Consider the following 14,421-nt stretch of genomic DNA (forward strand, 5'->3'; position numbering starts at 1 on the left):
CCCCCCCTTGCAGGTTCACCCCCTGTATATCTCCGCGAAAATCACCCCCCTAAATCCCCCCTTGGCAGGGGGGACAAGACTCGCCGGGGATTCTCGCCTCCCCTGCGTAAGGGGAGGTGCCTGAAAGGCGGAGGGGTCGCTGACGGAGGGGGCGCGGAGGGGTCAGTGGCCGTCTTACTTCCTCGCGCCTAAGTACCCGGCAATCTCAATACATACGGCTTTTGCCTCGTCAATATCCTCATCCCTGATATACTCCGGGTGAGCGTGGAATATAGGATCTCTCACCCATTGCAGTTTGGCGAATTTCTCCTTCCAGTATGATGAGTAGGGTTTACCGCCGAAATACGCCCCGAAACATTCGTTCCAGTACTGACGCATTACAGCTCCGAGCGCGTTTATCGGCAACACATCGAGGAGTCCTGCGTCAGGGTTGTACTTTCGCTTTGTCTTCTCAAGTGAGTTCATATATTCCTCAGTCGCCAGCATGGGATTTGCCTTCTTGAGTGCGTCATCAAGATTTTCCGGGACGGTGTTCAGTATCCGCGATAATTCGTCCTTCATTAGGCGGACTATCATTTTCTGAACGCTCAGAATCCGCAGGATTTCAGGCGACAATTTCACTTCCGCGTCAAGTATCAGCGTATCGCCCTTGTTGTAGCCGTCAAGTTTCTTCTTGAACGCCGCGAGAATTTCAGCGTCTGCATTTTCCTGCGAGTAGACTCCAGCGTCAAGCCCTAATTCAGACAGAAGACTCCCAGAATATTCGAGATTGTGCAGCAGGGCTTTCAGTGTCGGCAAAATTATATCTGCCTCCGTAACGTATGCCAGCGTCAGGAGTCCCTCAAAGAATTTCCCGAAGTCGTTAAACTCCAAGAGGCTGCACCCTGAGAGTGAGACATTCTGCGCCGACCATTTCCCGGAAGAGCTGTGAAAGCGCAGGCCGTTCACGAAATACGAATATATATATATCCTCAGCCAAGCGTTGTTCTCATCAATCTTCCGCGACTCCTGAATCTCGTCAGCAATTTTCAGCAGGCAATATCTCCGGGCGGTGTCATAATTCGACTCGTCCTTCTTTGCGCCGTCAAGCTGTGAGTAAAGCAGGTATTCCAGCCCCTTGTAGGCCATAATCCTGATATTGTCCTCCTCGGAGGCGGGGTACTGCTTTTTGTCGTCCTCGTCGGCGAGCATGAAGAAGCTATAGACGTAACGCGCCATGATAAAACATCTCTCGGCCCTCTCTGCGTTGGTCATGGCAGTGTCATCGCTGTTGAAGCTGCTTACCATTGCGAGATAGTTGGCTCTGACTTCCCGGAAATGCCCCGCGCTGTAATGAGTGTCGCTTAGGTAGGGAGTGCCGTATTTGCCATTCATATTTGTGGCAAGAATTTTCCCCTGAAGGAATTTCGGAAGCTCCCCGAATGTCTCAACCTTCACGGGCTTTCGTGACTCTTTCGGCTCAGGGTTTCCGTGTGATTTCTGGCCTTTTGTTTCGGGGGTATAGGCTTCAAGCGGGACATATCCGCGGGCTACAAGCTCTTCAATTTCCTCGCTGACATCCGCAGGGAGATCCGGGAGTTTTTCGGCCTCTGTTTTCTCTTCAGGGTGAAGGATATTGAGCCGCTCTCTTGCCTTCTGAATCATGCCGGAATTTTCCCATGCCTTTAGTTTTTCTTCAGGGAATGGGACTGCCGACTCGACGTTCTGAATCTGTATCTTCCCGCTGTCGTTCATGCTCTTTGTGAATCTTACGGGATGCCCTTCCGCTGACGGCTCAACCTCAAGAAACACGGCTAATACCGGGTCAATGATATTTTTCTCGTTGAAGGTGTAAAGCGTGCTGTCCTTTGCGCGGACTTTCCCGAAAGGCGGATCATTGTAGCGCATGAAGAAATCTATCTCGCCTTCCTCCGACAATGCCGACATGACATCAACAGACAATGCCGCGGGCGATTCTGTCTTCTCCTTTACGTCATACGCCGCGGGGCCTTCTATGTTGTTGCCGAGCCTGAATGTTACGCGGATCATCGGCTTCATTTTTCCGCAGGTCAGCAATTTCCGCCTCAGTGCGCGGTCCTCTATCTGATTCAGGTGAATGAACACGGAGCCTTCAGACCTTAACGGGACATTATATTTCTTGAGGATTGGACATTTGATGAACCCGTACAATTTATCCCTGTTAGGGTTGAAGTAGTCAAAATCTCCCTCGAACCTTTGAGTCTGCCAGTCGATGCTCCTGAATTTTTCCGGCTCAGTCTTCACGGCCATGTTAGCTTTGTCCGACAGTCTCACAGCGTCATCAATGATTTTTGTGTCTGACGGCTGGGACTCTAGCCATTCTTTTAGCGCGTCAATATTTGCCTGTGAGTGAAGCGCGGACTTCTCCGGGAAATTCTCCGGGGAATATCCCAATAATTTCCACGCGGCAGAGCATACGCACCTGAAGCAAAGCTCCCTGTGATCCTCCGGGTAGTCGTAATTCGTAACGGCACTGGTAATTATCCACCGTAACAGCGCATTGACCTGCGGCGGCTCAAGTTTGAGGATGACGGAAAAATTACGGGGTGTAATCGGCTCGCTGACTATGAGACATGCCGCGGCTAACATTCTTGAAGCTGCTGATGTTGACGCGGTGAAGGCCGCCCGGAAATCGTGAATGTTCATGTAAGTTTTCACGCTCCGTGCGTTTTCGCCCATCAGGTAAAGAACAAAGCCGTAAATCTCAGAAGCCGCCGTGTTAGTCTGATTCGACCGCCACAAATTTTTTGCCTCGTCAAGAATCTGGCGCATTCTCATGGAGTATGGCCTATCCTCGTGGACTCTCACCGCGTAATCGTATTTCGTCAGAATGCTTTCTAGTGTGGACTGTATTTTGTCCATGCGGTCTTTGCGGAATTTGCGAACATAGTCGGTATTGAGTATGTAGCTGTCTGATTTAGCGTCAAGATCATCATAGCATTCTTCAAGCTCATCTGTGAATGAGGGCGTAATATTTTCGGGCTGTGCGGGAGCTTGTGCGGGAGGCTGTGCGGGGATTGGGACTGACGGAGCTACAGACGGCGGGGCATAGGCTACAGCGGGTGCGGTAAATGAAGCGGGCAATGAAGGTAACATCGGCTGCTCCGCAAGAGGGTTAATTCCCCATACAATCGGGTAAACGTAAATAGCCTCGCCGGAGGGACTGCCAAGAGTGAAAAAATCATCCTCGCACCTGAGAATTACGCCGGAGGTTTTCCGTCCGTCCGGCATCATCATAATCTCAACATTACGCCCAAGAAACTGCTGAATAATATTACGGTTCAAAAACTAACAACCCCTTTTTACTAGAATTTACTGAAATAATAACAGGCCGCCTCAAAAAACTTCATGCTGAAATTTCCCGGAACGTTCCTGTAAAGATTTTTCCCGGCGCGTTCAACATGCCCCATTCTGCCGATAATGCGTCCGTCCGGGGATGTTATACATTCTACAGCAAAACGCGAACCAGAGGGATTATTTTCTGTGAGCATTGACGGATTTCCGCAGAAGTCGCAGTACTGCCCCGCAATCTGTCCGCCCGTCATAAGCCGCGTAAAGTCCGCCTCATCACACAAGAATCTCCCTTCACCGTGTGAAATCGGGATTGAGTAAACCTCGCCGGGGTTCGTGAATCTCATCCACGGAGAATTATTGCAGACGACTACGGAGCGTATTATTCTCGACTGATGCCGCCCGATTCGGTTGAACGTGAGAGTCGCGGAAAGCTCGCCGGGATTCATGAATTTCCCGTGCGGTAAAAGCCCGGTCTTGATTAGTGCCTGGAAGCCGTTGCAGATTCCGCAGATTAACCCGCCCCGGTCATCAATGAGATTTTCCACAGCACTGCGGACTTCAGGACTACGCAGAAATATCGCGATGAATTTCCCGCTTCCGTCAGGCTCGTCCCCGTTCGAGAATCCTCCCGGAATAATCAGCCCCTGCGACTGTCTCAATGCCTGCGCGAATCTTTCGGCGGACTCCCTCATTATGTCAGGCGTAAGAGACCTCACTATGAATATTTCGGCTTTCCCCCCGGCCATGTTCACGGCTCGCGCTGTCTCGTACTCGCAATTAGTCCCGGTAAAGACAGGTATCAGGAATTTCGGCGACTGAATCGGAGGCAGGGTATATTCAGCCCGTTTGATGTCAGCAGAAATGCTTACGGCGGGAATTTCGGCGGGTTCGTCTGTCTTTGACGGGAAAATTTCAGCCAGCGGGGAGTCATATATAGACTCGGCATAAGACAGCGGGATTCTTTCTCCGTCAGCCATAATAATATCAGGCTCATCAATAACGCGCCCGACAACGGGATAATTCACGGGCGAGTCTTCAGCAATTTCAATCACAAAAACACCGCGCCCGGACTCCGGGACATTCCCCGAAAACGTGAAGCCGAGATTATTTCCCAGACACATGCGGAATATCTCTGCCTCGATTCCGCCGTTTGACACGAGAGAACACGCCAATATTTTCCCCAGCTCATTCATTGCTTCAATATCGGCAAAAATTCTCAGCATTGAGTCTCTCACCGGAAGCCCCCGCGAATCATATTCAGGCCGGAGAATTATAACCTTTGACCCAGCCCGCTTGAACTCAGGAGAGATTACCCGGCTGACATTTGCGACAGAGACCGCGAACGCAATCAATGACGGCGGAACATCATATCTCACTCCGTCAGCCCCCGTGAAAGTCCCGCTCATAGAGTCCTTTCCCCCTATCGCGCCGACTCCGTAATCTATCTGAGCTTTCAATGCTCCCAATAACGCCTCAAACGGCAATGCCCACCGCGCCGGGTCATTCTCAGGCTTCCCGAAATATTCCTGCAATGACAGCCAGCAATGAGACAGACTCCCCCCTGCCGCAACAATCCTGCATAACGCCTCAAGCACCGCAGTATATGCCCCGTCAAAAGGATTCATATACGGGTCAAAGCCGTATGACATAAGCGAGCATGTATCAGTCTCACGCATGGCAGGGATTTTCGCGCACATGGCCGAGGCCGGAGTCTTCTGATATTTCCCCCCGAACGGCATTAATACCGTGTTCCCGCCGACAGTGGAGTCGAATCTCTCTGACAGTCCGCGCTGTGAGCAGTTGTTGAGATCTGCGAGGCAGTCCGGGAATTTTGCGGGTGAAATTTTCTCGGCTGACTTTGGACTCACCTTCACCGAAATATGCCGGGCGGCTCCGTTCGTGTCAATGAACGAGCGCGATATGTTGACGATTTCACGTCCGCGCCAAGTCATTCGCATACGGCCTGAGTCATTCACGGTTGCTATTGCTGTGGCTTCTGCGTCCTCAGACAGTGCGAGAGCCTTCACGCGTTCGACATTCTCCGGGGAAATTACGACTGCCATACGCTCTTGGGACTCGCTTACTGCTATTTCCGTTCCGTCAAGCCCGGAATACTTCAGCGGAACAGCGTCAAGATTTATGTCGAGACCGTCAGCCAATTCACCGACAGCGACACTAACCCCGCCCGCGCCGAAATCGTTACAACGTTTCACGAGCCGGGTAAATTCGGGATTCCTGAAGAGACGCTGTAATTTGCGTTCTTCCGGGGCGTTGCCTTTCTGGACTTCCGCGCCGCATGTCCCGATTGAGTCGGCTGTGTGTGAGACTGATGAGCCTGTCGCGCCTCCGATACCGTCCCGGCCTGTTCTGCCTCCGAGAAGTAATACAATGTCGCCCGGCTTGGGACTCTCGCGGATAACGTCAGACTCTTTCACCGCCGCTATGACCGCTCCGACCTCAAGACGTTTTGCCCTGAAGCCCTCGTGATATATTTCGCGGACGATCCCTGTAGGCAGGCCGATTTGATTTCCGTATGAACTGTAACCCTGCGCGGCCTTTGTGATGATTGTCCTTTGCGGTAATTTTCCGGGCATGGGTGATTCGTATGGATTTCCTGCCCCTGTGATTCTCATGGCCTGATAGACATATGCGCGCCCTGAAAGCGGGTCTCTTATCGCTCCTCCGATACAAGTCGCAGCACCTCCGAAAGGCTCGATCTCTGTCGGGTGATTGTGGGTCTCATTCTTGAACAGCAAGAGCCATGACTCTCCGTCAACGTCAATTCTCACGGTGCAGGCGTTATTTTCCCCGCTGTCGTGAATGTCATTGAGGAGTCCTTTTGACCGCAGATATTTCGCGCCGATTGTGGCAATGTCCATGAGGGTAACGGGCTTTCCTTCCGGGTAATGAAGCTCCCTGCGTATGTCCGTGTACAATGCGTAAGCGTCCCTCACAGCGTCATCATGAATTTCCGCGCCGTCAATGTGAGTCGTGAATGTAGTGTGCCGGCAATGGTCAGACCAGTATGTATCAAGCACCTTAATTTCTGCCCTAGTCGGCTTGCGTCCCTCGTCATCAAAATATTTCTTTACGCAGGCTAAATCTTCCCGGCTCATCGCGAGTCCTTCAAGCGTCATAACATCGTCAACCGTCATAACGTCATCGGGAACGGGATAATCAGCGGTGAGGGATTCATATTCGGCTAATTGTGCCTCTCTTGCCTCGACGGGGTTAATCAGGTGTTTCTTCACGGCCATGAAGTCAGAGATTTCGCCGTAGAACAGGTAGATTTTTGCGGTGCGTATCATCGGCCTGAAACCGAGAAGGAGGCCGGCGCACTGCATAGCGGAGTCGGCTCTCTGATCGTACTGTCCCGGAAGAAATTCGACAGCAAGAATATGATCCGCGTCATTCGGGATTTCGGTCAATATGTTGTCGGTGAAAGGCTCTGCGAAAATTGAGTCCCTGCACGTAATGAGCTGTGAGTCTGTGAGTCCCTGAATATCGTAGCGGTTGAGGATACGTATATTTCTGACGGACTCGGAGCCTTTGAGGGTTCGTATTTCTGCGAGGAGTGATAATGCTTCGGGGTTGTGGGAGTCTTTACGCTCCGTGAAAATTCTGTGTACCAAGATGATACCTCCATGCGGAATTTTGGGATAAGTTTAGCATGAGGGGATTATTTCGTAATATATCAGGAATGAAATTTTGAGGGCGGGAAAATTTATCTTTGGACAAAAAAATTACCGTCATAAAATCTTAACGGTTTAGCATGAAAAAATTGCGTAATGACTGTGGCACCTACGAAAAAATACCGGGTCAGTAACGGACATTCCCGGCGGAAACTAATCTTTCCCGGGAAAACTCCGAGAATGATTAACGGATAAAGTATTTCTGCGTTCAGGCACTAGAAAAACAGCGATATGGCGTATACGGCTGTGATGACTGCGCCTGCTGCGTAGGCAAAAAGTTTGTACGTTTTCATGGCGCGTGCGTAATCGGCCTCAGTTGCTTTTGTGGCTGTAGCTTTGGCTTTCATTTGCGCGTCATAATCGTACGAATTCCTTTTCATGATACACGATTCCCTTCTGTGAGAATATTATTGACTTGTGGAAATTTATAGGATGAGTAAATTTTACCAAAAACACGCGGCAAATCAAGAAAAAATTTTGTCATTAATGTATCATTATCAGTAAAAGACGCAGAAAAAAGGACGTGAAATTTTTGCGGATACTTCACACATCAGACTGGCACATAGGCAAAAAGCTGAAGGAGCATGACCGCGCAGACGAGTTCAGGAAGTTTTTTGCGTGGCTTGAGGACGTTGTTGACCGAGAGAAGCCCGACGCGATTATAGTAGCCGGGGATGTTTTCGACAGCCGCAACCCGTCAGCCGAGTCGCAGGAAATGTACTATTCATTTTTCGGGAAGATCGCCGGGGGTGAAAGGTCGTGCCGGAACGCCGTAATCATCTCAGGGAATCACGACTCCCCCGCGCTGATTGACGCTCCCGCCGGGGTAATGGGACGCTGCAATATTCACGTTATTGGCCGCTCGCGTGAGGACGAAATTATTACCCTCACAGACTCAGACGGAAAGCCGGAAATGATAGTGTGCGCTGTTCCGTTTCTGCATGACAGCGAACTAAGGACAGCGAACGCCGGGGACACATTCGACATTACCCGAAAGATTCAGGAGGGCATAAAGAATCATTACGCGGAAATTTTCGCCCGTGCGCGTGAAATCCGCGGGGATTATGACATTCCGATAGTGGCGGCGGGTCATCTGTTTCTTGAGGCGGGGAAAACCCGAACCGATGAGGGCGAGCGGTCTATGTATCTTGGGACGGCGGTAAAGGTCGGTACGGACATTTTCCCGGATGATATTGCGTATATTGCGCTGGGACATCTCCATTCACCGCAGGCAGTCGGGCGGGCGAATATACGCTACAGCGGGTCGCCGATTGCGCTTACGTTCGGGGAATGGGGAGTCCCGAAAACTGTCAGCATTATTGACTTTGACGGGCGGAATTTTGCGGGAGTCCGTGAGATTGAGATTCCCATGTGGCAGAAGATGAAGCGAATCTCCGGGGACATGGCGAAAATTGAGGCAGACCTGCGCGGATTAATGTCGCTGAATGAGTCAGTGTGGGCGGAAGTTACGTACACAGGCGACACACAGCCGGGCGATATTCAGCAGGAGCTTGAAGAGATCGTGAAGGAGTCAGCGGTTGAAGTCATAAGCATTATCGACAAGGGGGAATATATTTCGGTGAATGATGACGGTTTCGGCGGGAAAACGCTAGATGACATTGACCCGGTGAAAATGCTCCGGCGGAAAATGGACAGCATGAAAATCCCGGAGGAGAAACGCACGAAAATGGAGGAGCTTTACGGGGAAATACTGCGGGAAATATCAGCGGAGGAAAAATTATCATGAAGATATTATCCATAACGTTAAATAATCTCAACTCACTGCGCGGGACGTGGAATATAAATCTTGAGGATAAAGCGTACACTTCCGGCGGTATATTCGCTGTAACAGGGCCGACAGGAGCGGGAAAGACTACTATATTTGACGCTGTATGCCTTGCGCTTTACAGGAGGACTCCGAGACTCCCGCATGTAACATCAGGCGAGAACGAAATAATGTCAAAGCACACTAATTCATGCGGGGCAAAAGTGAAATTTGAGTCCGGCGGGAAAATTTACGTCTGCGAATGGAGTCAGAGACGAACGGGGAAAACATTTCAGGCGACTCATACTATATCACTTGACGGAAAGCCGCTGACGGATTCGCAGAAACAGAAAGACACATCAGCCCGCGTGAAAGAAATAACCGGGATGGATTTTGACAGGTTCGTGCAGGCAGTGCTTCTTGAGCAGGGAGGCTTTGACAGATTCCTTAACGCAAAGAAAAACGAGCGGGCAGAAGTCTTAGAGCTTATCACAGGAACAGGGATATACAGCGAAATTTCAAGCAGGGTATATCGGCGCAGCAAGGACAAACGCACGGAGCTTGACGGAAAACGCAAAGAACTTGAGTCAGAGAAATCACGCTTTGAGGGAATGACGCAGGAAAGTTTGCAGGCAGAAATTTCACGTATGAATGACGAAATTTTACGGGCTGAGGCCGGGCACAAGTCAACCGGGGAAATATTGACATGGCAGCGCGAAATCATGAAGCTGAACAATGACATGGCCGGAGTCCGCAGAGATATAGCCATTCACGCACAGGAGTCAGCAAACTTTGAGGCCGGGCGCGTGCTTCTTGAGTCGGCGGAACGTGCGGTGAGTCTCGGCGGTGAATATGAAGCTCTGCGGGCAAAGCGTGAGGCGGTGAAAAGGGCTGAGGGTGATATTTCTGCATTGTCGGCGAAAATCTCATCACAGGAGTCGGAATGCTCGAAAATTTCGGCGGGGCTTCCCGGAATGAATGATGAGCTGTCGCGCCTCAGAGGGGAAATTTCCGGGTCTTCTGAGGCTGTCGTCAAAGAGATTGAAGCGGCTGTGAAGGATTATGAGCGTCAGAAAAATAATCTTGGGGAGGCAGAACGGGAAATATCACGGCTCGGCCATGTGTGCAGGACAGCAAAAGACAATCTCGAACGCATAGAGGCCAGCGGGAAAAAATTACTGGCGGAAAAAAACAGGCTTGACGAAAGGCGCAGGACTCTTCATGAACAGTTCATGAGCATGGACGCAAAGACACGCGAGGCAGTTCTTGACGAGGAACGCGCAAAACTTCAGCCCGATGTCCCCTGCCCCCTTTGCGGCTCAACGTCTCACCCCGGAATCGCTCATACATCTTCAGGCGGTGAAAATCCTGATGACATGTTCGCGGCAAAAGCCAAACTCAATGAGGATTGCAAAAAGGCGGAGGAGGCTGTGAATGTCGCGGATAAAAAATTGCAGGACGAGCGCGACAGATGGCAGGAGGCACACGATGAAAAAATTTCGGCCTTCAATGAATATTCACGTCTTGTTGAAGAGGCAGCAAAGTGCAAAACGAAACTTTCTGAGGCAAAATCAGCATTGACCGACTCAATCCGCCCTGCGGGAATCACATGGGACGATGACACACGGAAAATGATGACGCAGGCGCGGGAATGGTCAGCGAAAATTGACGGCCTCGAAAAACGCATACAGTCATCACAGCAGGATTTGAGTCAAATACAGGCCGTAATACTTTCCGGGCGTGAATCTCTTGACGCGAAACGCCGGGAGCTTGAGACTTTTTCGGCGGAGCTTGGCGGACTCGAATCGTCATTCGCGGAAAAGCTCAGGCAGAAGAATTTTGACGGTGAAGAATCTTTCCTGCGGGCGCGGAGTCGTTCAGGTGAAATTGAGTCTCTCCGCAGGAAACGCGATGAGCTGTCAGCAAAAACGGCCATGCTTGACGGGGCATTGATGAGCATACAGAAACAGCTTGACGAACAATCAGCACGGAACCTCACATCAGAGTCTCCCGAAAAAATAGAGGAATTATACAGACTGGAAGACTCCAGCCTCAAAAAACTTCATCAGGAAATCGGCATACTGACTCAGAGACTGAAGAACGTAACAGACAGTGCCGCGAAAGTGAAAGCACTTGAGGCCGAATATGACGATCTCAAAGCCAAGTGCGATGACTGGGACATGCTGAACGATCTCATAGGCTCGGCGGAGGGCGACAAGTTCCGGGTTTACGCGCAGAAAGTAACGCTATCCCTTGTCGTGAACAACGCCAACGAGTATTTACGCAAAATGAACGGACGCTACACGCTGATACAGACTCCCGGAAGCGATGAGCTTGAACTCAGCGTGAAGGACAGCGAGCAGGCCGGGACAGTCAGAACAACCGAAAACTTGTCCGGCGGGGAAAAATTCATCATCAGCCTTGCATTAGCCCTCGGACTTTCTCAGATTTCAGGCAGCAGGGCGCAGGTTGACTCGCTTTTCATTGATGAGGGATTCGGCTCTCTTGACGAGGAAGCATTAAGCTCCGCGCTTGACGCTCTCGGAGAAATTCGCCGCGAGGGAAGAATGATAGGCATAATCTCTCACATCTCAGGCATAAGCGAACGTATCACCGCAAAGATTAACGTGATACGCAAATCAGAAGGCACAAGCATGATCATCGGGCCGGGCTGCTCCGGGTCAATGTAGGCGCAGGGCTTGAGGTTTGACGGGATAATTTGCGCGTGGTAGAATGCTCGCTGTGATTTACGGGGCGTAGCGCAGTCTGGCTTAGCGCGCATGGTTCGGGTCCATGAGGTCGGAGGTTCGAATCCTCTCGCCCCGATAGCGGCAAAAATCGGGATTCCTTCAGGGGAGTCCCGATTTTTTTTGTGCTGAAATTTTCCCTATGATTTACGTGATAGAATGTGAAAAATTGAAAGGTGGCATTTTACTTATGCTTGAATCTTCATTCACACCGCTGAAGCCGATTCCGTCATCTGCTGATTTTTACAGGTACTTTTTCAGCCAGTACAGTTTTATTAAGGCAAATGACCTCTGTATGCGTTACGCTGTTGAAGTTATCCCTAAAGAAGAAAAATTGCGGGCTGTTCACGCTGTAGTTCACATGAACGGCGAAGAGAATGAAGAAAATTCGGTGTTCCTTAAAGGTATGGGCGTATGTATTCCATATTTGGAGGAGCTGAAAAAAGAAGACCGCGGATTTTCTCAGGATCTTCTCAATTTTTCTGCCGACTGTCTCAGGAAGAAAGAGACCCGCTTGACTGGTTTTTGCTGACGAATGAATTTCTGATGGTTTATGCCGTGTGCGAGCGGGCAATAATTCACTTCATTTCCGACACAGAACAGACAGCGGAAAATAACGGCGGATTTATCAAAGAGAAACAAATACTGTCAATACTTTCGCAAATACTCAGCGGGCGGGGTACTCTTAAGACCTATGTAAAAATTGTAACGCGCACAACAGGGGGCATTTTTGCGTCTATGGAAGATATTAATGCCGTCTGGCTCTACTATACTTTGCTGCGACACTGCATAGCACACAGCGCGGGAATATGGGATCAGAAATTTCATGACAGCATGAAAAATAACACGGATAGCCGCCTGAAAAATGTCGAAAAAAGGCTCGCTATGCATCCCATTTACACGGGTACATATGACATTGATGATAATCCTTTTTTCAGAAATTATAAGGTCGGTAGTGTAATCGAAATTTCAGAGACACAGCTAAATTTCTTCCGCAACACTGTGCTGAGAGTCATAGAAGGATTAGAGAAACTCGGAAGGCAAGCCCCCCGGCCATGTGTTAAGCAGGGGGGATAAATGATTATCCGCTGAAACAGCCGGGGCATTTTCTCACAGTATTATGCTGATTCTGTTCACGCTGTCGGAATAATTATGCGCGATATTTTTCGCTATCTTCCTGAGCATGGCCACGCCCAAATGAATATCATCGTCATCATCTGCACGGAATGGGTCAAATTCTTTCCCCGTGTACGCAAAATCAATCGCCGTAGAGCCGTCAGCCTCAGAATATGATATGCCCAAGTCAATATTCACGCTCTGCCCGTCAGCAAAGCACCCGGAAATTATCTCGTACACAAGCTCCTCACAGCACAATTCAAGCCTGTACGCAAGCCCCGCAGCAAGTCCGTATTTTTCGCTGAAACCGTGTATCCTCCCCTGCATTTCGAGAAGGTCAAAATCTTTCTGCCGTATCTCGTAGCTAAGGTACTTCAGTTTGCGGATGAATGCCACTGTCTTTTCACGCTTTGGACTGTCGAATATCTCCGCCGGAGTACCCTGCTCATATATTCCCCTGTCAGCAAAGAAAAGCACCCTGTCGGCAACTTCACGCGCAAAATTCATCTCATGCGTAACAATAAGCATCGTCATGTTATGTTTCGTCAGCATACGAATCATCGCAAGCACTTCCCCTACCATCGTGGGATCAAGCGCGCTCGTAGGCTCATCGAACAATAACACTTTCGGCTTCATCATGAGGGAGCGGCATATTGCTATTCTCTGCTGCTGGCCGCCGGACAAATGCGCTGGCATTGAGTGAGCTTTTGACGTGAGTCCGACTTTCGACAGCCATTCATGCGCGAGGGACTCGGCCTCTTTCCGGGACATTCCCGCGAGCCTTACGGGGGCGAGGCACAAATTATCCATCACGTTCATGTGCGAGAACAGATAAAATTTCTGGTACACCATTCCCATTTTCCGCCGTATCCTGTTCACGTCAGCACCCCGGGCTGTGATTTCCTCGCCGTCAATGAATATCTGCCCGCTGTCGGGTTTTTCGAGAAGCTCAAGCGAACGCAGAAAGACGCTTTTCCCGCACCCTGAGCCGCCGATTATGGCGATTCTTTCTCCCTCGTCAACAGTAAGATTCACATCATGAAGGACGCTGAGACTCCCGAATGACTTGCAGAGATTCTTAACTTCTATAAGGCTCATGATAACTGCTCCCTTCTGTTCTGGAAATAGTCAGACAGCGCGAATATCCCGTGAACGATATACGCCAGCGCAAGATATATCAGCATTCCGATTATGATTGTGATCATCGGCTGCATTGTCCGGGAAGCTATGTTGTTGATTACCCGCGTTAAGTCTGTGATTGATACGTAGCCGACAACGCTCGTCCACTGAATCAGGTTTACTACTGTTGACTGGTACACGGGCTTTGCGATTCGTATCACCTGCGGCAGTGTTATGAGCCTGAAAGACTGCCACGCCGAGAAGCCGAGAGTCCTTGCCGCCTCTACCTGCCCTTTGTCTGTCGCGCTGACTGATGCCCGGAGCAATTCAGCCACATGCGCCGCCACGTTAAGGGAGAAAGTAATCACGGCGATAGTGTTCGCGTCAAGAGGACTGCGGGCGAATATTCCGTAGTACATGAGCATTAACAGCATGAGAACGGGAGAGCCTCTCAGGACAACAATATATATTTTCGCCGGGACGCTAAATATTTTGAGGCTTGACATTCTCAGCAGGCAGATTAACGCGCCGAGAAGAGTCCCGAAAAGCATGGAGAAGAAAGAAATATATATTGTCGCGTTGAGACCCTTCAGGATGGTCATGTATGAGCCGCCCTGAATTAGAATCCTGTATAGGATTTCGCTTAATGGCATTGAGATTTTGACTCCTT

At 50.2% G+C, this 14,421-nt stretch carries 9 protein-coding genes and 1 tRNA gene; 5 read left to right on the top strand and 5 right to left on the bottom strand.

Annotated elements, in window-relative coordinates:
* Positions 1-174 precede the first annotated feature (174 nt).
* The 3 genes from IKQ95_03720 to IKQ95_03730 form a co-directional block, all read right to left on the bottom strand.
* Positions 175-3,303 carry a hypothetical protein gene (locus tag IKQ95_03720; GenBank protein MBR4195803.1) on the bottom strand — a complete coding sequence of 1,043 codons (3,129 nt, stop codon included), beginning with the start codon at positions 3,301-3,303 and terminating at the stop codon, positions 175-177.
* Positions 3,304-3,323: 20 nt separating this feature from the next.
* On the bottom strand, positions 3,324-6,944 hold the full coding sequence (locus IKQ95_03725; protein MBR4195804.1) for a phosphoribosylformylglycinamidine synthase: 3,621 nt from the start codon (positions 6,942-6,944) through the stop codon (positions 3,324-3,326).
* A 275-nt stretch (positions 6,945-7,219) separates the two neighbouring features.
* Entirely contained in the window at positions 7,220-7,384 is a 165-nt protein-coding gene (locus IKQ95_03730) for a hypothetical protein (GenBank protein MBR4195805.1), read from the bottom strand.
* Between the two features lie 152 nt (positions 7,385-7,536).
* Here IKQ95_03730 and IKQ95_03735 point away from each other — a divergent pair, with 152 nt between their 5' ends.
* The 5 genes from IKQ95_03735 (at position 7,537) to IKQ95_03755 (ending at position 12,593) form a co-directional block, all read left to right on the top strand.
* On the top strand, positions 7,537-8,751 hold the full coding sequence (locus IKQ95_03735) for an exonuclease SbcCD subunit D C-terminal domain-containing protein (protein ID MBR4195806.1): 1,215 nt from the start codon (positions 7,537-7,539) through the stop codon (positions 8,749-8,751).
* Entirely contained in the window at positions 8,748-11,459 is a 2,712-nt protein-coding gene (locus tag IKQ95_03740) for an AAA family ATPase (GenBank protein ID MBR4195807.1), read from the top strand. Before IKQ95_03735 ends, IKQ95_03740 begins: the two co-directional genes overlap by 4 nt.
* 60 nt (positions 11,460-11,519) lie before the next feature.
* Positions 11,520-11,595 (top strand) — tRNA-Pro (locus IKQ95_03745).
* A gap of 111 nt (positions 11,596-11,706) precedes the next feature.
* The gene (locus tag IKQ95_03750) at positions 11,707-12,048 is read left to right on the top strand and encodes a hypothetical protein (GenBank protein ID MBR4195808.1); all 342 of its coding nucleotides are present in this window, start codon (positions 11,707-11,709) and stop codon (positions 12,046-12,048) included.
* A 206-nt stretch (positions 12,049-12,254) separates the two neighbouring features.
* Complete coding sequence (locus tag IKQ95_03755; GenBank protein ID MBR4195809.1) at positions 12,255-12,593, top strand: hypothetical protein; 339 nt, start codon at positions 12,255-12,257, stop codon at positions 12,591-12,593.
* 33 nt (positions 12,594-12,626) lie between these two features.
* Here IKQ95_03755 and IKQ95_03760 read toward each other — a convergent pair whose 3' ends face one another.
* Entirely contained in the window at positions 12,627-13,730 is a 1,104-nt protein-coding gene (locus IKQ95_03760) for an amino acid ABC transporter ATP-binding protein (protein MBR4195810.1), read from the bottom strand.
* A complete protein-coding gene (locus tag IKQ95_03765) occupies positions 13,727-14,353 on the bottom strand; it encodes an amino acid ABC transporter permease (protein MBR4195811.1) in 627 nt (208 codons plus the stop codon). Before IKQ95_03765 ends, IKQ95_03760 begins: the two co-directional genes overlap by 4 nt.
* Positions 14,354-14,421 lie beyond the last annotated feature (68 nt).

Source organism: Synergistaceae bacterium (genome assembly GCA_017540085.1).
Classification (GTDB): Bacteria; Synergistota; Synergistia; order Synergistales; family Aminobacteriaceae; genus JAFUXM01.